The organism is Staphylococcus ureilyticus (assembly GCF_002902235.1).
GTDB lineage: Bacteria > Bacillota > Bacilli > Staphylococcales > Staphylococcaceae > Staphylococcus > Staphylococcus ureilyticus.
This window is the reverse complement of record NZ_PPRL01000040.1, coordinates 12,737-37,483: the sequence shown is the minus strand read 5'-3', so window position 1 is coordinate 37,483 and position 24,747 is coordinate 12,737. Positions and strand designations below refer to the sequence as shown.

The window sequence follows — 24,747 nt, the reverse complement described above, 5'->3', positions numbered from 1 at the left end:
AGATGTGTATAAGAGACAGATTTGTGACCGTATTAATGATGTCAGCTTGTAACAGTGGTTCTAACAATGAGAAAGAAACAAATGAAGGTAAAGAAAGTTCAAACAAATCAAAAAAGCATACATATAGTGATGTTGATTATCCAAAAGATGGTGTGAAAGGTATCTATGTAACACCGGATTCAGCAAAAGGGGAAAATTTTGAAGAACTTATACAATTTATAAATGAAACTGAATTAAATGCCATGGTAATTGACGTTAAAGATGATGAAGGAAATATAACGATGGACTTTAAAAGTGACAATAAATTGATTAGCAGCAATACAGTGAATCGTGTTGACGTAAAAAAAGTCATAAAAGCAATGGAAAAAAACAATATTTATCCAATTGCACGTATTGTTACATTTAAAGATTCTAGATTGTCTGAAGAAAAGCCTGATTGGTCATTTAAAACGTCTGATGGTAATGTTTGGGAAAGTGAAGGCGGGGATAGTTTTTTAAATCCTTTTAATGATAAAGTATGGAAATATAATATTGCAGTTGCAAAAGAAGCGGCTAAAGCAGGATTTAAAGAAGTTCAATTTGACTATGTTCGATTTCCTGAAGGATTTGAAAACAAAGATAAATCACTACAATATTCAAATGGAAAGTATAAAAATAGTGATTTAAACCATGTTGAGCAACGTGTAGATACGATTACTAATTTTTTGAAAACTGCACGTAAAGATTTAAAATCATATGATGTTCAAACATCTGCGGATGTTTTTGGTTACGCAGCTACAGTTAAAGAAACACCAGGTATTGGGCAAAGCTTCCCTAAAATCGCCAAAAATGTAGATGTCATTTCATCGATGATTTATCCTTCTCATTGGAGCCCAGGAGATTTTGGATTAGAAGCGCCAGATACAGAACCATATAAAACAGTGGATCGTTATCTTGATAAAGAAAAAGAAGCACTGCAAGGTATCGACCCTAAAAAGGTTAAATCTCGTCCATGGCTTCAAGATTTTACAGCCTCTTATTTAGGAGAAGGGCAGTATAAATCCTATGACAAAGCGGAAGTAACTGCACAAGTACAAGCGTTAAAAGATCATAATATTCATGAATTTTTATTATGGGATGCTTCTGCTGACTATACGAAAGGCGCCGATTACAATCCATCAAAATACACCAATCCGGATGCTCAAAAGCCAGAAAACGCTAAAAGTAATTAAACATATTAACTACTAAGATGAAGTAAGCCTATAACTGAAATTTATAAATTTCAGTTATAGGCTTATTCTATTAGGACTTATGTGGCATAAGGTTTAAGAAATTCAGTCAAATTGTATATGTTTTTGAATCTCTTGATTAATATGATTGTATACATGTAAGAATGGTTTATTTGCTTGAAGTGCAGCGTTTCTCACATCTTCAAATTCTGGTTTTGCCTTAATTATTTTTCCATTTAACATGGCTGTTTTTACTAAAATCGCTCCATAATTTGTATGAATTGTTTCGAATTGTCTATGGAGTACTTTACGATTAACCGTGTAACTTCTAATTCCTAATGTAGATGTATTTTTTAAAACATAGTCTTCGAAAAATTGTGCATTTTCTAATTTACAAATGACTGTGATTTGAGTGGCTGGTCTGCTTTTTTTCATGGTGATAGGTGTGAAGTATGCATCTAATGCACCATCTTCTAAAACTTGTTCAAGAAAGTAACTTAACATCTCAGCAGACATGTCATCTATCTGACTTTCTATTACTTGGACTTGTGTTGGTGTATTGTCTTTAGTTTTAAATTGAATTGCTCTTAAAATGTTTGGAAAATCAAAGTCTTTGGTGCCACTTCCATAACCAATTTCTTCTATTGTGACAGAAGGTAAAGGACCAATTTTAGATGCTAATGCTTTAATAAAAGCTGCTCCGGTTGGCGTCGTTAATTCGCTATTAATATCAAAAGAAGCAAGCGGTATACCTTTTAAAATTTCTGCCGTTGCTGGTGCAGGCACAGGATATAATCCATGAGCGATATTTATTTTACCTCCACCTGTTGGAATTGGGGAAGCGTGTAACTCATCAATTTTCAAATTTTCTAAAGCAAGGCAACCGCCGATAATATCGATAATGGAATCCATAGCGCCTACTTCATGAAAATGTACTTCTTCAACGGACATCCCATGAATTTTAGCTTCTGCGTGAGCAATCGTATCAAAGACTTTTTGGCTTCGTACTTTAACTCTTGCGGGTAAATCACTATCCTGTATCATTTTTGTAATATCAGAAGCTGTTCTATGGTGTGTTGTTTCACTAAAATCAATATCTAGTTGTTTGGCTTGAATACCTTGCTTGGTTTGATTAGAAAAGTGCAATTTAAAATCATTAAGTGGCAACTTTTGTAAATGAGATTCAATGTAAGCTATATTTGCACCTAAGTCTACTAGAGAAGATAGTAGCATGTCACCTGCAATACCCGCATGGCAATCTAAATATATTGTATTCGTCATATCATTCACTCCATCCCTTAATGTTGTTCCAACATATTGACAATCATAGCAGCGTTATAACCACCGCCAAAGCCATTATCAATATTAAGTACACTAGAACCAGGTGCACATGAATTGATCATTGATAATAATGTAGTGATACCATCTAGATTTGCACCATAACCAATACTTGTCGGTACGGCATAGACAGGATGGTCAACCAAGCCAGCAACTACACTTGCTAACGCGCCTTCCATGCCAGCTATTACTACAGATACATTGCAATTGCGAATATCATCAATATGAGCGAAAAGACGGTGGATACCAGAAACTCCAACATCGTAAAATCTTTTTACTGAGATTCCCATTACTTCTGCTGTTATAGCAGCTTCTTCCGCTACAGGAAGGTCAGACGTACCTGCACAAATAATAGCAGCTTGATGTTGTGTCTTGGTAATATGCTCTAAAGATGTACAAACGATTTGTGCTGTTGCATGATGTACCAATTGAGGATATGTTTCACAAATAAAATGGGCTTTTTCATTATTAACACGAGTAATTAAAATTGTTTCTTCGTGTAATATTAATGAGTGAATGATTTTCACTAGTTGTTGCTCAGTTTTACCTTCGCCAAATATTACTTCTGGGAATCCTTGTCGCTTTCTACGATGTAGGTCGATTTTTGCAAAACCTAATTCATCATATTGACTTAATTCTGATTTAGCCTCAGATATTGATAATTGATCTGATTTTACTGCTTGCAATAATGATTCGATGGAATCATATTTATCTGTCATAGTTAAACCACCTTTATACTATAGCGTTAAAATTAAGATTGTATGACCTCATTCATACTACCAGTGCGATAGCCTTCTAAATCAATTGTGACATAGTCAAAGCCAAGCTCTTTAAGTCGTAGTGAAATTTGGTCTTTATGTTGAATCATCGTAACAATATCTGTTTCATCAACTTCGATACGTGCTATGTTGTCGTGATAACGTACTCTCACGTTATTAATATCTAAATCTAAAATGAATTTTTCAGCTTCATTAACTTTATTAACTTTGTTGAAACTAAGTGGTTCGCCATAAGGGATACGAGAAGCTAAGCTACAAAGTGCAGGCTTATCCCAAACAGTTAAGCCATTTGATTTGCTTAGTTCTCGTACTTCATCTTTATAAAGTTCAACTTCTTGTAAAACGCTTCTCACCCCGTATTCAGATCTCGCTTTAAGACCTGGTCTGAAATCTGAAATATCGTCCATAATCATGCCGTCTAACACATAATTGAATCCAAATGTTTTTCTTAACGCTTCTAGTTTTGCGTATAATAAACATTTGCTGTAATACCAACTGTCGGGTGTGTTTTTTATGATGTGTGGGTCTTTTAATTCTGCTATTTCCGTCTCTACGATATCTGCATTTAACGTGCTTCCAAGTTCTATAGCCTGATTAAATTCTTCGTTTCTAAATAATTCTGATTTAACTATCACTGCTTTTACATTATTGGTACCTAATACATCAATTGCTTTTTTCAGAACTAAGCTACTATCGACACCGCCTGAAAAAGCAATAACTACTGTCTCCATTTCTTTTAAAAGCATTTCAAGTTTAAATTCTTTATTCTGTAATTTAGTCATCATTTAAATTTCCTCCTTAAATATTTTTGGACGTATTGAAAATTATGATTCTACATACGGTATGGTAAGTGGGCCGAGTGGCATAACGCCAATAGTCATATCTTTCCCATATTGTCGTTCTAAAGTTTTTAATGTTGCTTCAATATTTGAAACAGGATGTAACATAGCATCTTTTGCTTGTTGATCAGTTAATTTGGAATATAAATACACATTGGCAAAAGTTTGAATCACAGCTTGTTTTTGAACTTGCCACTGATCTAGCATGGCGAAGTTTGGATCATTAATCATTTTGACAAGTGCTTCTGGGGTGTCTGCCATTTTCAGTATTTCTGCATAATTACCATGATTTGGAAAACCATCGCTGCATTCAGATAACATGATAATACTGCCGCCTTCTTTAACCACTTTATGAGCAGCACTCATTCCTTTAACTGTTTGATATAAATTTTGGTCAAGTGGATAACCAGAATTAGATGCGATAACGACGTCAAAGCGATGGTCACATTTGAACATAGCGTGTTTTTTAGCATAAGCACATCCCAAATCATGTGCTTTATACAGTTCTCCAGCAAAGACTTCTGTAATTTCTTTTTCTTTGTTCAATGTTACATTGAGCATAAAGTCAGGTTTGCACATGGCATTAATTTCTCGAGTCATATCTTGTACTGGATTGTCTGTCATATTCCCCCAAGTAGAACGAATATCACCAATCATTTTGGCATTGTGAAATGTCATAATCGTTTCTATACCTGCAATACCAGGCATGATTCCCTTTGGTCCTCCTGAAAATCCAGCAAAGAAATGTGGTTCTATAAAGCCAGTTACAATTTTGAAATCAGAATCCACATAATCCTTGTTTAAATAAACATCACAGCCGTATTTACTATGGCCAACCTTTTTTAAAGTCTGCTTATCATTACAATGATTATGTACAATTCTAATATTGTTTACGATATCTTCACCTAACATTTGTATCAATTCATCTTTAGTTTGATCTCGATGTGTACCAGTACCATTAATGATAACAATATTTTCTAAAGGTACATGTGCAAGGCATTCTATAATAAGTGGTACAAGTATATGATTAGGTGTAGGGCGCGTGATATCACTAATAACGATTGAAACAGTCTGATTGGATTTTACTAAATCTTCCAGCGGATCCGAATTTATAGGATTCTTTAATGCATCACGTATGGCTTGTTTATCATTTTCGAGTGCAGGTATAGGTGTTGGCTCTATTAAGACGCTGTTTTCAGGTAATTCTATATTAAGGTTTGACTTTCCATATAATATTTCTGTATTCAAGGTCGATCTTCCTCCTTATATGAAGCGCTTTCATAAAAATGTGTTTTTATTTCCGCACTAGAATGTGTTTGGGTCGATTGAGTAACATATTCCTTTGATCCATATATTCCTTTACTTTTTTGATACCTATCAATCAATATGACTGCTATTGGACATAATATTGCTGTAGTAATAGCCGAAATTGAAATTTGTGCTGTGGCGATAGGTGCTACTTTCTCAATCATAGCATACTCACTTTGACTCAGATTACCATTTGCGAGCGCCGTAGAAGCAGCAGCAACTACTGCAGCAGGTGTAGATACTGCGTTACCTGCTGTAGATGATTCAGAAATTGGTGCAATTACACTCTTTTCTTTAAATATTTTAAAGGCAATGATACCAGTAAATGCGGTACAAATAAAGGTTAAAACTGCTAACGTTAAGCCTCCTGATAATACGGAAAAATTAAAGAATTCAGCTAAATTCATACCAGCACCTAAAGAAAAGGCGAAAAAGGGGATAAGTATGGTTTCACCTGGACGTAAAAACTATGATATTTTAGGGTCAAGATTGCCTAATATCATGCCTATACTTAAAGGTAAAAGCACAGAAATAAATGAAATGATTGGAAAGCTTGTACCAATAAATCCCAATGAAATCAAAGTTAACAATGGTCCGTCATTAATAGCAAGTATGGACAGGCCACCAACATCTGAACGATTCCCATAAGTACTTGTTAAAGCAGCATACATGCCACTATTACTATTTGTCATTGCTGCGATTACAGCTATTGTAGACAAACCGAATAGTCCACTCCAAGGATCAAATAATGAGCCTAATAGGAGTCCTACTGCTAACCCAGAAAAATATTTCGTTGTTGTTAATAGCATACCTTTTTTTAAGGCCTTACCGCCAATTTTTAAATTCATTTGACTTCCTACACAAAATATAAAAAGTGCAATTAAGACAAGAGCACTATCTTTGAATAGTTCTTGTGAAAAACCCCCAATTTGAAGCATTTCGTAATATCCTTGTTCAGTTTTAGGTGCGCCCAGCGACTTAAGTAGGTTCATTATAGGAGTTAAATGTAATTGGTCAACGGTGTTTATTGTAGCGCCTAAAAGCAACGGGACTACCATCAATCCTCCAGGAATTTTTTCTATTGTATCTTTAATTCTCATAACTAACATCCCCTTAATATGTTATTGGTTATGGAAAAATGTTTTTACAATATTCTTGGTTGTTTGTTTTATCAATTTTTCCGACTTTGAAAATGTTTCTTCTAATGACATAGGTCCATTACTTAAACTAAATGCGCTGAGTATACCACTGTCTTTTAAGTCTTTTTCATCTACTTCTACTGATCCTCCTATAAAAATAACTGGTACATTATACTTTTTAGCACATTTTGCAATGCCAATTGGTGCTTTACCATAAAAAGATTGCTGATCGATTTTTCCTTCTCCAGTAAGGATTAAGTCTGCTTGCTTTAAGTATTTCTCAAATTGTATATATTCCATAACTACCTGGATACCTTCTTTAAAGTAACTTGGGAAAAATGCTTTGAAAGCACCTCCTAAACCACCTGCTGCTCCAGCACCAGGTAAATCGTGTAGCCTTATGCCTGTAGTGTGTTCAACTAGATTAGCCCAATGAGTGAGGTTATCATCGAGTTGATGCATATTTTGTGCAGATGCACCTTTTTGTTTCCCAAAAATAAATGATGCGCCATTAGGTCCTACTAATGGATTTTGAACATCAGTCGCTATAATAAAATTACAATAAGCGATTCGAGGATCAAAATTCGATAAGTCAATTTGAGCTAAATTTTGTAGTTCTCCACCTCCAAAATGTATTGAATGATTTTGGTTATTCTTTAAATCTGCTCCTAAAGCTTGCAACATACCTGCGCCAGCGTCATTTGTAGCTGAACCACCAATCGCCAGGATGAAATTTTGATATCCGTGATTCAAAGCATGTAAAATTAATTCACCTGTACCATACGTTGTCGTATATAAAGGGTTTAATTCGTCTTGATCTAAATGCTTTAATCCTGAAGCTTCTGCCATTTCAATGACACAAGTATGATTATCTAAAATACCGTATTGAGCTGTTACTTTGTCACCAAGCGGTCCGGTTACACTGACTGTAGTAAACGAACCATTTGTTGCATTTATTAATGCTTCCATTGTTCCTTCACCACCATCACCGATAGGTAAATCATGAATGGTAGATTCAGGAAAAACTTCTAATATAGAATCTTTCATATACTTGGTTACTTCGCTTGCCTTCATACTTCCTTTAAATGAATCAGGTGCTAATATGATTTCCATTGTGAATTTCTCCTTTATAAGAAAGCGTTTTCTAAAATGTATTGTTCTAAGTTTAACGATTTTACTATTTTGGAAAAAGGGTTAAACTATACAAAAATAATATTTTAAATTTGTATATAAATAACAAGTGGTGAGATAAATGGATATATTGACTGAAGAAATGGCAACGTTAATCGTTAATGAAACAGCTAAAAGAACCAAAACTAACATTAATATTATGAATTTTAATGGAGTAATTATTGCGTCTTTCGATAAAAGACGTATCGGTACGCTACACGAAGGTGCTATAGAAGTGTTGAAACAAGAAAAAACCGTGGTAATTAACCAGAAAGACAGTTTACATCTTAAAGGTACGCAGGCAGGTATTAACTTACCTATTATTTTTCAAGATAATATAGTAGGTGTTATCGGTATTACAGGCAATCCTAGTCAAATTTCACATGTAGCAGATTTAGTTAAAATGTCTACAGAATTGTTACTTTATCAGAATTATTTTACATATGAATTGGAAGGGCAAATACGGAGTCAAGAATTATTTATAGAAGAGTTGTTAAAAAGTGAATCATCAAAATCCTTTATTCAATATTTAATGAAACAACTCAATATCGATTTATTAACCTATAGAAAATGTATTATTATCGATATTGAAAAGCAGATATTTTCTAGAAATAGCATTGTACGTTCATTAACGAGTAGGATAGATGCCCGTTCATTTACAATTGCATTTACGAATTATAACCGTATTGTTATTCTTGCTACTGCTCAGTCAGTGCAAGCTTTAGATAATAAAATCAATCATATATATCAAATATTTCAAAACTTAGAGCTTAACGTTCAAATGGCTTCAAGTCTTATGTTTAAAAGATTAAAAGATTTTAAAAATGCATATGAAGAGTGTGAGTTAGTGTTTATGTTGGCTGAAAATGGAAAGGTTGTAACCTCATTTGAAGATATAGAAGAAAAAACACTTTTATATCAAATTGATAAGAACATAAGAGAACGATTTAAAAAAAGAATATTAAGTAATGTGAGTCAACAGAGTATCGATACACTAAAAAGTTTCTTTGAAAATGATTTAAATATAACGCAAACTGCTAAAAAATTGTATATCCATAGAAATACTTTATTGTATAGGTTAGAAAAATGTGAAAAAGAAACAGGATTAAACCCAAAAAAATACTCTGATGCTGTTAAATTACAGATTGCAATATGGTGTTAGCGACGAAAGCAATAAAATCACTTCATTAGAAAGTTTAGTAAGAATAATAAAAAGGTTAGACACATAAAAAAACACTTTGAAGCAATCAAAGATCAATCATACAAGTAATAGATGAGCTGCTAGCATGCAACGACATACAAATTTTAAAAATAATAGCAGTCTAAACGGATAATCATTTTAATATTTTAATTATGTCATACGATAAAAAATAAAAAGTCTTAAGCAATACGATGAACTCGTGTTGCTTAAGGCTTTTTATATGCTTTTTTTAGCTCAGTAGGTTACGAAAGTGAATGATAAAGAGCAACCGTTAAAATTTTGGTTGTTTTTTATAAAGTAATATGACATACTCTATAATAATTAGTATGACATATTAAAAATTTGAGGTGAATCAGTATGACAAAATATATTTATGCATTTGATGAAGGCAATAAAGCCATGAAAGATTTATTAGGAGGTAAGGGAGCTAATTTAGCTGAAATGAAACGGTTAGGGTTACCTGTGCCGGACGGTTTTACGCTTACTACAAAGGCGTGTATTGAGTATTTAAAGCAAGGCGCTCACCTTTCAGATGAATTAGTTGGACAATTACATGAACAATTAGAAGCATTTTCACAACGCACTCAAAAATCATTTTCTTCTAAAGAATCCTTATTATTAGTTTCTGTAAGAAGTGGCGCAAAAATTTCCATGCCAGGCATGATGGATACCATTTTAAACTTGGGGTTGAATGATTTTAATGTTAAAACATTAGCAGAAAAAACAGATGATGCACGTTTTGCATATGACTGTTACCGTAGATTATTACAAATGTTTGGCGAAGTCGTATACGGCATACCGATGACTTCATTCGATACATATTTTAATCAATATAAAGCACAACACAATTACCAAAATGATGCAGATATTCCAGCTGAAGGTTTAGAAGAAATATGTGACCATTTTAAAAGTGTTTATTTGGAAGAAGTTTATAAACCATTCCCACAGGAGCCAATTGTACAATTAACAGAAGCAATTGAAGCAGTTTTTAAATCATGGGATAATGATCGCGCACGTGTATATCGTCAATTAAATGAAATACCACACGATATTGGCACTGCAGTTAATATTCAGGAGATGGTTTTTGGTAATAGTGGTGCACAAAGTGGGACAGGTGTTGCATTTACGCGTAATCCAGTAACTGGTGAAGCAAAATTGTTTGGTGAATATTTGTTGAATGCTCAAGGAGAAGATGTTGTCGCTGGTATTAGAACGCCAAAAGATATCAGCACATTAAAAGCACAAATGCCTCATGTTCATCAACAGTTTTTAGAAGTTTCTCAACAATTAGAAAAACACTATAAGGATATGCAAGATATTGAATTTACTATTGAAAATGAGCAACTATATGTCTTACAAACGCGCAGTGGTAAACGAACTGCGAATGCAGCCATTCATATTGCAGTAGATTTAGTCGAAGAAGGTATTATTTCTAAAAATGAAGCAGTTATGAATGTAGAAGTAAAATCAATTGAGCAATTATTACATCCTAATTTTGATGATAAAGCACTTGAGAGAGCTACAGCTGTTTCGAAAATGGGACTTCCTGCTAGTCCGGGTGCAGCGAGTGGTGAAATCGTGTTTTCTGCTGAAACTGCAAAATTCAAAGCTGAACAGGGATATAAAGTAATATTGATGAGACCTGAAACCTCACCTGAAGATATTGAAGGTATGGTTGCAAGTGAAGCGATAGTTACCACACATGGTGGTATGACTTCCCATGCTGCAGTTGTAGCTAGAGGAATGGGTAAATGTTGTGTGACAGGATGTTCAGACGTTGAAATTAATGTTAAGGATAAAAAAGTAACATATCCTAACGGAACATTAAACGAAGGGGACATTATCTCAGTTGATGGCGCTAAAGGTGATATTTATTTAGGAGAAGTTGAAACGATTAAAGCTGAGAGAAGTAAGGCTTTTGAACAATTTATGCAATGGTCAGAAGAAATTGCAAGATTAGATGTTCGCATGAATGCAGAAACATCACAAGATATTCAAGCTGGCTACCAATTTGGTGCGAAAGGTATTGGTTTAGTTCGTACTGAGCATATGTTTTTTGGCCCTGAACGTTTGATTGAAATGAGACGTTTCATTTTATCTGATACACAAGATAAAAGAGTGAATGCTTTAAATAAAATTAAACAATATCAAAAAGAAGATTTTGAAACGATATTAAAGTTATCTGGAGAACGTCCGACGATTATCCGTTTATTAGATCCACCTTTACATGAATTTTTACCTAACTCAACAGAGGAAAAAAATAGTGTGGCAAGCCAACTCAACGTGTCTGTTGCAGAGTTAGACCATTATATGGAAAGTTTAAATGAAGTTAATCCAATGTTAGGGCATCGTGGGTGTCGCTTGGCGATTACTTACCCTGAACTTTATATTATGCAAGCAGAAGCTATTATGGAAAGTGCATTGAAACTTAAAAAGCAGGGTATTGATTGTCAACCTGAGATTATGATTCCGCTCGTATCAACTGTTTCAGAATTCACAACTTTAAAGACACAAGTTGTTGAATGCATTGAAGCTTTACAAGCTGAAATGGGAGTAAGTGTTCACTATATGATTGGAACGATGATTGAAACACCAAGAGCATGTCTAATCGCTGGAGATTTAGCACGAGAATGTGATTTCTTTAGTTTTGGCACAAATGATTTAACACAATTAACGTTTGGTTTCTCACGTGATGATGCTGGTAAATTTATTAGCGCTTATTCAGAGCAAGGCATATTAACAATAGACCCATTCCAAACACTTGATATAGATGGCGTTGGACAATTAATTAAGCAAGCGACAGAGCAAGCAAAAGCCACAAATCCAACGATAAAAATTGGCGTATGTGGAGAATTAGGCGGTGACCACAAATCAATTCAATACTTTAATCAACTAGATTTGGATTATGTATCATGTTCTCCATTTAGAGTGCCAGGAGCCTTATTATCAACGGCTCAAAGTGAAGTCGAAGGCGGTAGATTACGTGTTTAATGATAATGATAGAACACAGTTAACGCTATTCGTTGTATCTGATTCTATAGGTGAGACAGCACAGCGAATGATTCATGCGACCTTAACACAATTTCCAGATGTCACGCGTATAGAAATTAAAAAATTTCCTTTTATCAAAAATCAAGATGAATTACTCAATGTGCTTTCTTTGGCTAAGGCGCGTGGTGCAGTCGTTATAACGACTTTAGTTAATCCAGAATTTAATATAAAAGGTCAGGCATATGCTCAAGCGCAACAAATTCCATATGTTGATTATATGTCTGATTTAATTAGCATTATTCAAGAACATACGAATTGTTCACCCATCTTAGAAAGTGGTGCTTTGCGCAAGTTAGATGACAACTATTTTAAAAGAATTGAGGCAATGGAATATTCTGTGAAATATGATGACGGTAAACATTTTACGGATATAGGAGAAGCTGATGCTTTGATTTTAGGTGTTTCACGAACGTCAAAGACGCCTTTAAGTATGTATTTAGCAAACAAAGGTTATAAAATCGCTAATATCCCTTTAGTTCCAGAAGTGGATATTCCAGATGAGGTCTTTAGAAATAAAAATTTAAAGGTATTTGGTTTGACTGCAAGTCCTACCTATATCTTGAATATTCGTACTGAACGCGTGAAAGTATTAGGTTTACATGGACCTACAGATTATAATAGTGTCGATAGAATTAAAGAAGAACTAATGTATGCCGAAGAAATATTTGCTAAATTAAATGCTACAGTTATTAATACGGAATTCAAATCGATTGAAGAATCAGCATTTTATATTGAAAAGTTTTTATAAAGATGAAAAAATGTAATTACGTATGTGTGTTTCAAATCTAGATATCAAACTTGAATTGTCTAAATTTATGTTAAAAGGGTATGTTTGATAATAGAAAACGATATTTAAAAAGAGGGGATACTATGTTGAAATCGACAGTACCGTATTTGTTTTTTAACGGTCAATGTAAAGACGCTTTAGCATTTTATAGTAAGGTGTTGAACGGAGAGATTAAAGATACAATGACGTACGGTGAAGCGAATGAAAGTGTTGCAGATGATCCTAATCGTATCATTCATGCCCAATTAGAAGTTGATGGTAACTTATTCATGCTGTCAGATATACCTAAAGATGATGATACAATGCTACAAGATAGAAATGTATATATTGTTTTAGAATTTGATAGTGAAGCAGCAGTCGAAGAAGCTTATGAACAATTGAAAGATGAAGGCAATGTTCAAATGGAGCTAGATACTATGTTTTGGGGAGCGAAATATGCCAAGTTGATTGATAAATACGATATCGGTTGGGATTTAAGTTACACATATCCACAATAACTTAAACTGCAATTGGAATAGAAATACTCACGAACATGTATCTTAATCTGTTCAAACATAAAAAGATGTTTATTAAGGTATAACAGTATATAATTAAAATAAATGCATTTTCATTTTTGAAGATAGCACCTCAAGTTGCATTGCTATTTACTGCGATAACTTGAGGGCTGTACTTTCGAATGGATTTGCATTTTTTATATTAAATGGAACGTCGTACTTTATCTATTAAAATAACTAAAAATTGAAAGCAGCATTTTTCTCGCTGCTTTCAACATAAAATTAGGCCTTCATTTTTTATAAGTACGAATGATTTTGGATTTGGCTATCATATATATGATCAATCCTGTAATCATGGCAATGATTGCAGTCATTGGGATTTGAGAACTTAAAGCTGTGATTTTAGGAAGTTCTTGGTGTGTCACAAAGGGAATAAGGTAATTATTGATGTTGAAAATTATAAACATAACAAATGCAAATAGGATACTGCCGTTACGTGCTTTTTTGATATATTTTTGGTATTCATCTTTAGAATCGACATCAAATAGGTCTACTTTTTTATTGCGAAGTGCGCGCGTGAATATGATTGAATTCACCATCAATCCAATCAATGCAATGATACTAATAAATGGTATTTGTTGAAAATACATAGAGATAAAACAATCTAGTGCGGAAATCATCAATGTTCCCCAAAATATCCAGACATATAGTTTGGCGTAGAGATTTAATAATACTTGCCGTTCATATTCATCAGTAAATCTATAGTTTGGAATTAAGCGAAGTGTTTTTTCATTATTCAAGATGATTGACCTCCTATTCTATTAATTTTATGCGCGAATCTTTGTTAACGGTAAAGATGACGATCAATATAAAGGGTATATAGGTACTTATATTTAATAAATAGCTAAAATTCATTGGATTTCCTGCAAGTAGTGGTGCGGTGATTGTTGCAGTCCCTAACATATAAATTAGGGCTATAACCAAGAAAATAATCCTTTTATTTCGTGTTTCTTTTAGTAGTTTATAATATGTATGTCGCTGATGTACTTCAATTTCAATAGCATCTGCACTGAGACGATTCATGCTCATTCTACAGAATAGAATAATAATTAACAGGGCACCACCAACGGTAAATGGTGATAAAAATTCTCGCTCTATATCAAGGAAAATAGATAAATAAACAAGTGCAAGTAACGTATATAAAGCAATAATTGAAATTTTTGCTAATGTTTTATCAATTTCATGTCGTTGATATTCATCAGGTGTATCAATTAAACCGGCGAAGTTTTGATATAACCATTTATCTCTTTTCTTCATCGTTATGATCCTCCCAAAATAAATCGTTTAATGTAACATTTAATGATTGTGCAATATTGATACATAAATTTAATGATGGATTGTATTTATCATTTTCAATCATATTAATCGTTTGTCGTGAAACGCCTACGGAACGTGCAAGCGCAAGTTGAGATATTTGTTGTTGACTGCGTAAGTATTTAACTTTATTCAATTTAAATCATCACTTCTTTCTGATGTGTCAAATATATATGACATAACTTTTTTCGTCAAGATAATATAAAAAATAATAAATCTTTATATATTAAATAAAGCGCACTATATAAAATGTTTCTAAAAACAAGCGGGGTAGAAATCATTTGATTTCTACCCCGTTTTGGATTGTATATGACAGTTCAGCGTTGAATGTGTCATACCTTGGCAACAACATCACACCGTATTCATTTGGCGTTATTTTTAAGAAGGTTAATGACCATTTTGATGATGGCTTTTATTTATCTTTTGTTTGTCGCAGTGAGATTATTAAATAATGTTGAGTGCAAATTTACTAAGATTGCTATTGTACATGATAATGTATTGTGGCGGTAAGTATAACAACTTCATTATTTGGGTTATAGTAACCATGAGCTACATCACTATTAAAACGAAAAGCTTGGTTACTGCTAATTGTATAAGACGTTTGTTCGACTTCAATATTTAAAGTGCCTGAATTAACAATGATAAACTCTTCAGATTGTATATGATGAGGATCAGAAATCATTTTACCACCTGGTTGAATTTCCATTTTAAACATTTCAAAATGCTTTCTATCATCGTAAGGAAAATACGGAAAGATTTTAACTTTATCTTCAACAATAGGAATAATGTCAGATTCATCCACGAAGTTTATATGTTCCTGTCTTGTTGAGGTCAGTTGTGACAGAGGTAAATGAAGTCCATTGGCAATCTTCCATAATGTTGTAATTGTTGGATTAGATGCGCCTTTTTCAATTTGACTTAACATGTTTTTGCTAACGCCAGTTAGGTTAGCCATTTTATCTAAACTAAGCTGATGTTTATTACGATAAGTTGCTAAATTTTTGGCAATAATATTTTGAATATGATACACGTGAATCGCTCCTATTTACATTATAACGTACATATTGTACCATATGTAATGTTGTTTAGAAAATTTATGATGTAAGGTGAGCAAAATGGAAAATTATAGAAAAGTAAAACCGTTTAATTGGCTTTTATTTATCGGTGTCTTATTAGTGGGTGCAAATCTAAGGGCGCCAATTACTTCAATCGGAGTTGCGTTGCCTGATATAAAAAATGATTTGGCGATGTCTAACAGTGCAGTTAGTGTAATTACAGTCGTCCCGTTGATTGCATTCGCAATTATTTCGCTATTTGCAGCAAAAACCAGTTATCGCTTTGGATTAGAGCGTACAATTTTTGTGGCTTTATGGCTAATACTGATTGGTGTAATCGTACGTTCTATCACAGGTGTTTCGTGGTTATATATAGGTACCATTCTTATCGGTGTCGGTATAGGTTTTGGTAATGTACTTGCGCCAGCAGTGATCAAAGCGAAATTCCCATTACATATAGGTGTGATGACAGGCTATTATACTGTCGTTATGAACGTGTTTGGAGGATTATCATCATATGGAACGGCGCCAGTCGTCAAAGCATTTAATTATAATATTGCTATTAGTGCGATTGGTGTCATTACATTGATTACCATTATAATATGGGCGTTTCAATTAAAGCATAAGGAAGAAACAACGGCCTCATTACCAAAAGAGAGTGTCAATGTTTGGAAGTCGCCATTATCATGGCAAATAACGATATTGATGGGCGGACAGTCACTTATTTTTTATTCTCTAATCAATTGGCTGCCAGCATATTTATCTCAAAGTGGTATGTCTATCAGTGAAGCCGGGATGTATTTATCAATTATGCAAATCTCCATCATCCCATTAACATTTATTACACCTATATTTGCTACCAAAATGAAATCACAGTTTTTATTAACTTTTATCACTGGTTTATGTTTTGTGGTGGGTGTTTCAATAATGTTATTTTCACCACAACTTGCTTTAATTGCTACGATTTTAATTGGTGTTGCAAGTGGCTTAGCGTTTGGACTTGTTAATACATTCTTTAGTTTAAGAACAGAACATAGTCAAACGTCAGCAAAGTTATCTGGTATGGCTCAATCTGTGGGTTATCTTTTTGCAGCTATAGGTCCTTTATTATTTGGTATATTACACGATGTTACAGGTCAATGGATCGGTTCATTAAGTATTTTATTAATCACTGCACTATTAATCACATTATTCGGCTCACAAGCAGGGCGTAATCGAACAATAGAAAAAACAATAGAACAATAGACAGTATCATTCAAATATTGTACGATATTTTACAACATGCTTTGTTTTTCTATGAGTTTTAAAATTAATTGGATTTGATAAGTTGAGCTACACTAATAGTCACATAGATGACTTATGTAGTCTTCATTAAAATCTAAAAGAAACGATGAGGTGTCATTATGCAACTTATTTTTGATCCAAGTGTAAGCCCGATTTATCGAGGTATACTTGCGTTTTTCTTTGTTATTAATATAGCACTTGCCTTTATTATTGTATTCTTAGATAGAGATCGCAGAGATGCTACAGCAACTTGGGCATGGTTATTTCTACTATTTGTAGTACCTATTTTAGGCTTTATTATTTATATATTCTTTGGTCGAGCAGTGCGAAAAAAACGGGAACAAGGCTTTCACCATAATCAGATAGATGACATGAAAGAACGAATGAAAACACAGTTATCAGATGCTACCAACAAGATTAATCATTCAGATAACCGATTAGTTAAAAAACATGCAGATATTGTAAATACATTGCTAACGAAAGAACCAACATTTTTAAGTTACGATAATAATGTCGACATTTATACTGATGGTCATGCGCTATTTGACCAAATGAAAGAAGATTTACGCAATGCGAAATCGTATATTCATTTAGAGTATTATGTTTTGAAATTAGATAAGTTGGGCTCTGAAATTGTCGATATTTTGCAACAAAAGGCTGAAGAAGGATTGGAAGTTAAAATACTTTATGATGCAGTAGGATCTAAAACGGTACATAAATCAAAATTCAAAAACTTCCAAGAAGCTGGTGGACAAGTAGAGGCTTTCTTCCAAGCTAAAATTCCATTAATAAATTTCAGACTAAACAATAGAAATCACCGTAAAATTTTAGTGATTGATGGTATGACTGGTTATGTGGGTGGATTTAATATTGGTGATGAATATTTAGGTTTAGATGAAAAATTTGGCTATTGGCGTGACACACATTTAAGAGTTAAAGGTGATGGCGTTGACGCGTTACAGCTCAGTTTTATCCACGATTGGAATTCTCAATCACACCGTGAACAATTGGAATATAATGATAAGTATTTCCCAGACAATGCAAATCAAGGTGGAGATGTGCCGATGCAAATTGCACTTGGTGCCCCAAGTGATAACTGGCATCAGATAGAGTTTGGCTATATGAAAATGATCATGAACGCCAAAGAATCAATTTATATGCACAGTCCGTATTTTATACCAGATAAAGGTTATATCAATGCATTGCGTATAGCTGCAAAAGCTGGGGTAGACGTGCGGTTAATTATTCCTAATAAACCAGACCATATTTTTGTATACTGGGCCACAATTACAAGTGTCGCGCAGTTGATTAGAGATGGTGTCAAAGTTTATACGTATGAAAATGGATTTATTCATTCAAAAATGATGATTATTGATGATGAAGTAGCAAGTGTAGGCTCATCAAATATGGATATACGTAGTTTTGAATTAAATTTCGAAATTAATGCATTTATGTATGATGCAAACATTGTCAAAGAACTTAAAGCAGCATTTATAGAAGATATGAAAGTATCTAAGGAATTAACAGAAGAACGCTATGAACAGCGATCAAATTGGATTAAGTTCAAACAATCGATTGCTAAATTAGCGTCACCAATTCTATAAAATATAAAGCATATTGAAGTGGCAAGTTCTAAGACTGTATGTATTTATCAATGCAACTATCGATCGTGGTGCCACTGGAGTTCCAATAACATATTGTAATTTTCCAACCATAAGATTGGTCTGATGAGGACGGTGACATGGAATCAAATTTACGTTTTGATTTCTATACCGTCCTCATTTTCATTATAATGAGTGATATGAGAAAACTGGAGAACAGATGATGTAAAAAAAGGGGGGATTGAATGCGACGGGAAAGTGGTCAATTCATTTATCGTCAATTATATAGCCAATTAAAAGAAGATATTCTCGCATTCAAATATGAAAGTCATGAAAAGTTACCTTCCAAAAGAGATATGTCACAACATTTAAATATTAGTGTGAATAGTGTAAAAGCAGCATATGAACAGCTACTGGCTGAGGGATATATTTATACTGAAGAGCGGAAGGGTTATTTTATTGAGCCATTAGAAAAATTAATCATTGATCCAAATGCACAAATATCTTTGAATGTTCAAGAACAGCAAATTGAAGATGCATACGATTATTCATTTTCTCATATGAGTACCGATATTTCAGCGTTTCCAGTAGAGGTATGGACTAAACTCGTTAAACGTGTATTTGAAAATTATGATCATGAATTATCTTCAATACCTCAAATTAAAGGGCCAATAGAGTTAAGACAATCGATTGCTAAATTAGTGTCTTATCAAAGAGGTATCCAATGTCATCCGGAACAAATTGTCATTGGATCAGGCACTAATATACTGTTAACCAAATTGATTCAATTATTACCAGATGAAATTAAGATTGCAGTGGAAAATCCAGGGTACTCAAGGTTTAGAACACTAATCCGTCAAACAACTGCACAGTTAAAACCGATTGCTTTAGACCATAAGGGGATATCTATTGAAGCAATTAAACAAGCTCAACCTGATGCTACGATAGTGACACCATCGCATCAATTTCCAATGGGAATCATCATGCCTGTATCGCGTCGTATTGATCTTTTGAACTGGGCAAGTCAAACACAAAGTTACATCATAGAAGATGACTATGATAGTGAGTTTAAATATGAAACAGATAATATCCCCTCACTGTTTAGTTTTGATAAAAATGAACGCGTGATATACTTAGGTACATTTTCAAAAACGCTAATGCCAGGATTGCGCATGAGTTATATGATTTTGCCAATTAATTTAGTAAAACAATTTGATCACTATAATTTAAATATGATTCCTGACTTTTCAACGATTCACGCACTTACATTAAATTTAATGACCAAAGAAGGCTACTATGAAAAATATGTAAAAAAGATGCATCAAATATATGGAAAGAAACGAGAAACACTCATCACACATCTATCCAATACCTTTACAAATAATATTCGAATCAAAGATACGCGAGCAGGTTTACATTTTATTGTAGAAGTTAACACCCCCTTTTCCTACCAAGAAATTGAATCACGAGCTAAAGAAATGAAACTTGAACTTTATACACTAAATCGATTTTCTGTGAAAGCGCTTGAAAAAAATAGTTCATATAAAACACTAATTATAGGATTTTCAAAAATCAAGCAAGAGCAGATTCCTCAGGCAGTACAGAGATTAAAAGAAGTCATTTGGGAATAATCTGGTTCCATTAATTTGTCATAACTGGTACTTTACACTGTACCAATAATCCCTTAAATTTTAGAAAACTACAGGTCTTATGTAGAAGCAAAGAGGAGGGGTTATTGATGACAAATCAATTTGAAAGCTATAAGAGACAACGTGATAAGTATGTAGCACGTGGTGTTGGGAATGGTAATCTGCATGTTGCAGATCATGCACAAGGTGCTACGATCACAGATGTAGAAGGTGAACGTTTCATAGATTTTGCGGGAGCAATTGGTACATTAAACGTTGGACACACACACCCTAAGATAACCAAACATTTAAAAGAACAACTAGACAACTTTATACATCCTGGCTTCAATGTCATTATGTATAAAAGCTATCTCAACTTAGCTCAAAAATTAACAGAGATTACACCTGGTGATTTTGATAAAAAAGTGATTTTACTTAATTCAGGTGCAGAAGCTGTAGAGAATGCAGTGAAAATTGCTAGGAAACACACTGGAAGGCAATCAGTTGTTTCCTTTGTAAGAGGGTTTCATGGACGTACTAATTTAACAATGTCTATGACAAGTAAAGTAAGGCCTTATAAACTTGGATTTGGCCCATTTGCACCAGAGGTTTACCAAGCGCCATACCCTAATATTTCAGAAAAATCCGAATACTTATCTGAAGCAGCTTATATTGATCAAATGATTGATAAGTTACATGATTTTTTCATAGAGACTGTAGATCCTAGTGAAGTAGCTTGTATCGTGATGGAACCAGTCCAAGGAGAAGGCGGATTTATTATTCCGGATAAAAAATTCGTGAAAGCAGTTAAAAAAATATGTGAAGCGCATGACATTATTTTTGTAGCAGATGAAATTCAAACAGGTTTTGCACGAACAGGTAAAACATTTGCGATTGAACATTTTGATATAGAACCCGATTTAATAACTGTGTCTAAATCATTGGCTGCAGGATTTCCATTAAGCGGTGTAGTTGGAAAAGCGGAAATTATAGACAGTGCATCTCCTGGAGAACTAGGTGGCACATATGCTGGAAATCCCTTAGCTTGTGAAGCTGCTTTAAAAGTCATTGAAATCATTGAAGAAGAAGACTTAAACAATAAAGCAGAACAAATTGGAAAACAACTTGAAAGTTTCTTATATCGCAGTGCAGAACAATATTCATTTATCACAAACATTCGTAGACTTGGTGCTATGGTTGCCTGTGAAATCATCGATGATCAAACCGGTCAGCCCAATAAAGCATTGACTGGAAAAATTATTCAAACAGCGAATGCAAATGGTTTGTTATTATTATCTGCTGGTATTAAAGGTAATGTTTTACGATTCTTAACACCGCTTGTTATTACAGACGATGAATTACAACAAGGATTAGAAATATTGTCTGAAACATTTGAAAAAGTGAGCATAGCGGAAGCACATCTGGACGCTTAAAATTTTATTTTTAAATAACGGGTATAGTTAAGTCATACCTCATAACAAAAATAAATGTAAAGGAGAGAACAATAATGAGTCAATTAGAAGTTTATAATCCTTCTACCAATGAAATTATAGAACGTTTAAACTACACAAGTCATGATGAAATCCATTCACAAATTGAACGTGCACGTACAGCATTTGAAGAATGGAAATTAGTTGATGCACACGAACGTTCAGCAAAGTTATATCAATGGGGGAAACTCATTGATGAACATCAGGATGAACTGGCGAAGCTTATTACACTTGAAGGTGGAAAACCTTTAGCAGAAGCTAAAGGGGAAGTCATATATGCGAATGCTTATGTAAAATGGTATGCGGAAGAGGCTAAGAGAGTATATGGACGTACGATACCTGCAAATACGTCATCTAAGAAAATAGTGATTGATAAATTTCCGGTTGGTGTAGTAGGCGCGATAACACCTTGGAATTTCCCGGCAGCGATGATAACGCGTAAAATGGCGCCTGCATTAGCTGCTGGATGCACAATCATTTGTAAACCTGCTGTCAAAACACCTTTAACAACCATTAAACTAGTTGCACTAGCACATGAAGCCGGCATACCCAAAGATGCGATATCCTATATTATTGCGTCTGGTAAAGATGCAGGTGATATCTTCACCACACATAAACTGATTAATAAAGTGACATTTACTGGATCGACTGCTGTTGGAAAATCACTGATTGAACAGTCAGCGCAAAGTGTGAAAAATGTAACGATGGAGCTAGGTGGTTTAGCCCCTTTAATTGTGCATAAAGATGCTGATATTGAAGCAGCTGTAGAAGGTACGATTGCTTCTAAGTTTAGAAATGCAGGGCAAACATGTATCTGCGCGAATCGTATTTTTGTACATCGAGATATTGCTGATCAATACACAAACCGTTTGATTGAGAAAGTCAACGAACTTACTGTTGGTGATGGTCTGCAAAATGATGTAAACATAGGACCACTCATTGATAAAGCTGCAGTTGAAAAAGTGATGACACATATTACAGATGCACAAGCTAAAGGTGGAAAATTATCACGGTCAGTAGATGAAATACAAGCGTTAAAAGGAAATTTCCTAAAACCAGTGGTTATCTCTAATGTGAATTTAGATATGAAAGTAATTCATGAAGAAACTTTCGGTCCAGTTGCACCGGTTATGGTTTATGAAGATTTAGATGAAGCAATAAAAATGGCAAACGATACAGAATTTGGCTTAGCTTCTTACTTCTTCACAAATGATTATCGTACAGGATTAAAGCTTTATAATGAGTTAGAATATGGTGTTGTTGGGTGGAATGATGGTGGTCCTTCAGCTGCTCATGCACCATTTGGTGGTTTGAAAGAAAGTGGTTATGGCAGAGAAGGTGGCACTGAAGGTATAGAGCCATATTTAGAAACAAAATATTTATCCATAGGTATTTAAAGTGCAAGTTAGAAAGCACTGGTTGTAAATAAAGCAAAACGTATGAATCTAAACGAACAAGAAAGTGATGATTAGATTGAAACTAATATAGAAAATTTAAGCTCATTCACTTTTAATTCAATGAATGTTATGGGGTATGTAAAATGAAATCTCAATTTAATAAGACGATGAATATTGTTGATGTCTTATTTCTGGCAATCGGCGCAATACTTGGATGGGGCTGGGTCGTATTATCAGGAGAATGGGTATCAACAGCTGGTTTTGTAGGAAGTGTTGTGGCATTTTTACTCGGTGGATTTTTAGTCATTGTCATCGGACTTACATATGCAGAATTAGCTGCAGCAATTCCAGAAACTGGCGGCGGTTTTGTATTTGTTAAAAAAGCTTTTTCACCAGGCGTTGCCTTTATATCAGGTTGGTCCGTATTATTTGGCTATGTTTCAGTTATTACATTTGAAGCGGTCGCATTGCCCACAGTGATCGACTATGTTATTCCATTTCAACATCAAGGATTGATGTGGAATATCGCGGGGTGGGATGTATACTTCACATGGGTTATCATTGGCTCAATTGGAAGTGTCATTTTAACTTCACTTAATTATTTTGGTGTAAAGCCTGCAGCAATCATGCAAACAGTTTTCACAATTTTTATTGTAGGCGTTGGCTTATTACTTGTATTTGGTGCAGGATTTAATGGTAATTTCAACAATTTACAGCCATTTGAAAATGGTATTGGTGGAACGATGTCTGTATTAATGATGATTCCATTTCTGTTTGTGGGCTTTGATGTCATCCCACAAATTGCAGAAGAAGTTAAAGCACCTGCGAAAAAAATTGGCAGTATTTTAATATTATCAATTATCGCTTCTGTGATTTTTTATTTGCTCATTGTATTTGGTGTAGCAACAGGTTTATCACCTAAAGCTCTAAGCAACAGTAATTTGGCGACAGCAGATGCAATGGCTAACTTATTTGGTCATAGTGGATTTGGCGTCTTGCTCGTATTAGGTGGCGTAGCTGGTATTATTACAAGTTGGAATGCTTTTATTATTGGTGGTAGTAGAATTCTGTATGCTATGGCGAAAAATCACATGATTCCTAAATGGTTTGCATTTATTCATCCTAAATATAAGACACCTACACATGGTATTTTGTTTCTTGGTATCTTAGCGTTTGTTGCACCACTTTTAGGTAGAGCAGCACTTGTATGGATTGTTAATGCTGGTGGTATTGGTGTGGTATTAGGGTATTTACTTGTAGCGATTTCTTTTATGAAGTTACGCAAAGTGCAACCTGATTTAGCTAGACCCTATCGTATAAAGAATGGAAAACTCGTTGGTAGTATTGCTATTGTTTTAAGCGTTTTGTTTATAGTCATTTATTTACCAGGTATGCCATCATCGTTAGCATGGCCTTCCGAATGGCTTATCGTATTGGCTTGGTATGCAATCGCAGCAATTTTATATGTAACACAAACAAGAAAAGCTACTGCAAATGTCCCTGTAAACGCACGTGTGGATAAAGAGTAGAGTGAGATTGAAAATATATTTATCATTACATTGATTTAGATGAACATAAATAAATCCTGGGACGTGTAAATTGTC

General features: G+C 34.1%; 20 protein-coding genes and 1 pseudogene. 11 read left to right on the top strand and 10 right to left on the bottom strand.

All coding sequences use genetic code 11. The features are described from left to right. The first annotated feature begins 2 nt into the window (after positions 1-2). Entirely contained in the window at positions 3-1,211 is a 1,209-nt protein-coding gene (locus CD150_RS04480; protein ID WP_103161382.1) for a putative glycoside hydrolase, read from the top strand. A gap of 102 nt (positions 1,212-1,313) precedes the next feature. Here CD150_RS04480 and larC read toward each other — a convergent pair whose 3' ends face one another. The 6 genes and pseudogenes from larC to CD150_RS04450 form a co-directional block, all read right to left on the bottom strand. Next, positions 1,314-2,489: a nickel pincer cofactor biosynthesis protein LarC gene (larC, locus tag CD150_RS04475; protein WP_073344653.1), complete on the bottom strand. Its 1,176-nt coding sequence runs from the start codon at positions 2,487-2,489 to the stop codon at positions 1,314-1,316. A 17-nt stretch (positions 2,490-2,506) separates the two neighbouring features. Continuing rightward, positions 2,507-3,265 (bottom strand): nickel pincer cofactor biosynthesis protein LarB, encoded by a 759-nt coding sequence (gene larB, locus CD150_RS04470; protein ID WP_073344650.1) that lies wholly within the window; start codon positions 3,263-3,265, stop codon positions 2,507-2,509. Positions 3,266-3,297: 32 nt separating this feature from the next. Beyond that, entirely contained in the window at positions 3,298-4,107 is an 810-nt protein-coding gene (gene larE, locus CD150_RS04465) for an ATP-dependent sacrificial sulfur transferase LarE (RefSeq protein WP_073344911.1), read from the bottom strand. A 42-nt stretch (positions 4,108-4,149) separates the two neighbouring features. Then, positions 4,150-5,412, bottom strand: a complete 1,263-nt coding sequence (gene larA / locus CD150_RS04460; protein WP_073344646.1) for a nickel-dependent lactate racemase — start codon at positions 5,410-5,412, stop codon at positions 4,150-4,152. Beyond that, positions 5,409-6,572, bottom strand: a pseudogene (locus CD150_RS04455) (2-keto-3-deoxygluconate permease). The gene larA and the pseudogene CD150_RS04455 overlap by 4 nt, the downstream one beginning before the upstream one ends. A 21-nt stretch (positions 6,573-6,593) precedes the next feature. Beyond that, positions 6,594-7,724 carry a glycerate kinase gene (locus tag CD150_RS04450; RefSeq protein ID WP_046206605.1) on the bottom strand — a complete coding sequence of 377 codons (1,131 nt, stop codon included), beginning with the start codon at positions 7,722-7,724 and terminating at the stop codon, positions 6,594-6,596. Between the two features lie 139 nt (positions 7,725-7,863). Between CD150_RS04450 and CD150_RS04445 the strand changes: the two genes are divergently transcribed. The 4 genes from CD150_RS04445 (at position 7,864) to CD150_RS04430 (ending at position 13,317) form a co-directional block, all read left to right on the top strand. Continuing rightward, positions 7,864-8,943, top strand: a complete 1,080-nt coding sequence (locus CD150_RS04445) for a CdaR family transcriptional regulator (RefSeq protein ID WP_073344638.1) — start codon at positions 7,864-7,866, stop codon at positions 8,941-8,943. A gap of 396 nt (positions 8,944-9,339) precedes the next feature. Continuing rightward, entirely contained in the window at positions 9,340-11,973 is a 2,634-nt protein-coding gene (gene ppdK, locus CD150_RS04440; protein WP_073344634.1) for a pyruvate, phosphate dikinase, read from the top strand. Then, on the top strand, positions 11,966-12,781 hold the full coding sequence (locus tag CD150_RS04435) for a pyruvate, water dikinase regulatory protein (RefSeq protein ID WP_073344628.1): 816 nt from the start codon (positions 11,966-11,968) through the stop codon (positions 12,779-12,781). The genes ppdK and CD150_RS04435 overlap by 8 nt, the downstream gene beginning before the upstream one ends. 122 nt (positions 12,782-12,903) lie before the next feature. Continuing rightward, positions 12,904-13,317 (top strand): VOC family protein, encoded by a 414-nt coding sequence (locus CD150_RS04430; protein ID WP_064209155.1) that lies wholly within the window; start codon positions 12,904-12,906, stop codon positions 13,315-13,317. 287 nt (positions 13,318-13,604) lie between these two features. Here CD150_RS04430 and CD150_RS04425 read toward each other — a convergent pair whose 3' ends face one another. From CD150_RS04425 to CD150_RS04410, 4 genes are all read right to left on the bottom strand, one after another. Then, on the bottom strand, positions 13,605-14,114 hold the full coding sequence (locus tag CD150_RS04425) for a DUF3278 domain-containing protein (RefSeq protein ID WP_073344623.1): 510 nt from the start codon (positions 14,112-14,114) through the stop codon (positions 13,605-13,607). A gap of 13 nt (positions 14,115-14,127) precedes the next feature. Beyond that, positions 14,128-14,631 carry a hypothetical protein gene (locus CD150_RS04420; protein ID WP_073344618.1) on the bottom strand — a complete coding sequence of 168 codons (504 nt, stop codon included), beginning with the start codon at positions 14,629-14,631 and terminating at the stop codon, positions 14,128-14,130. Then, positions 14,615-14,824, bottom strand: coding sequence for a helix-turn-helix transcriptional regulator (locus tag CD150_RS04415; protein WP_073344614.1), 210 nt, complete (start codon positions 14,822-14,824; stop codon positions 14,615-14,617). The genes CD150_RS04420 and CD150_RS04415 overlap by 17 nt, the downstream gene beginning before the upstream one ends. Before the next feature lie 342 nt (positions 14,825-15,166). After that, positions 15,167-15,718: a helix-turn-helix domain-containing protein gene (locus CD150_RS04410; RefSeq protein WP_103161380.1), complete on the bottom strand. Its 552-nt coding sequence runs from the start codon at positions 15,716-15,718 to the stop codon at positions 15,167-15,169. A gap of 85 nt (positions 15,719-15,803) precedes the next feature. On the opposite strand from CD150_RS04410, the gene CD150_RS04405 reads away from it, so the two are divergent. The 6 genes from CD150_RS04405 (at position 15,804) to CD150_RS04380 (ending at position 24,672) form a co-directional block, all read left to right on the top strand. Continuing rightward, the gene (locus CD150_RS04405) at positions 15,804-16,988 is read left to right on the top strand and encodes a CynX/NimT family MFS transporter (protein ID WP_070037129.1); all 1,185 of its coding nucleotides are present in this window, start codon (positions 15,804-15,806) and stop codon (positions 16,986-16,988) included. A gap of 158 nt (positions 16,989-17,146) precedes the next feature. Continuing rightward, complete coding sequence (cls, locus tag CD150_RS04400) at positions 17,147-18,631, top strand: cardiolipin synthase (protein WP_070037132.1); 1,485 nt, start codon at positions 17,147-17,149, stop codon at positions 18,629-18,631. A 242-nt stretch (positions 18,632-18,873) separates the two neighbouring features. Next, the gene (gabR, locus tag CD150_RS04395; RefSeq protein WP_103161379.1) at positions 18,874-20,259 is read left to right on the top strand and encodes a MocR-like transcriptional regulator GabR; all 1,386 of its coding nucleotides are present in this window, start codon (positions 18,874-18,876) and stop codon (positions 20,257-20,259) included. Between the two features lie 107 nt (positions 20,260-20,366). Continuing rightward, on the top strand, positions 20,367-21,689 hold the full coding sequence (gabT, locus tag CD150_RS04390) for a 4-aminobutyrate--2-oxoglutarate transaminase (protein ID WP_073344600.1): 1,323 nt from the start codon (positions 20,367-20,369) through the stop codon (positions 21,687-21,689). A gap of 74 nt (positions 21,690-21,763) precedes the next feature. After that, on the top strand, positions 21,764-23,143 hold the full coding sequence (locus tag CD150_RS04385) for an NAD-dependent succinate-semialdehyde dehydrogenase (RefSeq protein ID WP_073344595.1): 1,380 nt from the start codon (positions 21,764-21,766) through the stop codon (positions 23,141-23,143). A 143-nt stretch (positions 23,144-23,286) separates the two neighbouring features. Then, the gene (locus tag CD150_RS04380; RefSeq protein WP_103161378.1) at positions 23,287-24,672 is read left to right on the top strand and encodes an APC family permease; all 1,386 of its coding nucleotides are present in this window, start codon (positions 23,287-23,289) and stop codon (positions 24,670-24,672) included. Positions 24,673-24,747: the final 75 nt, after the last annotated feature.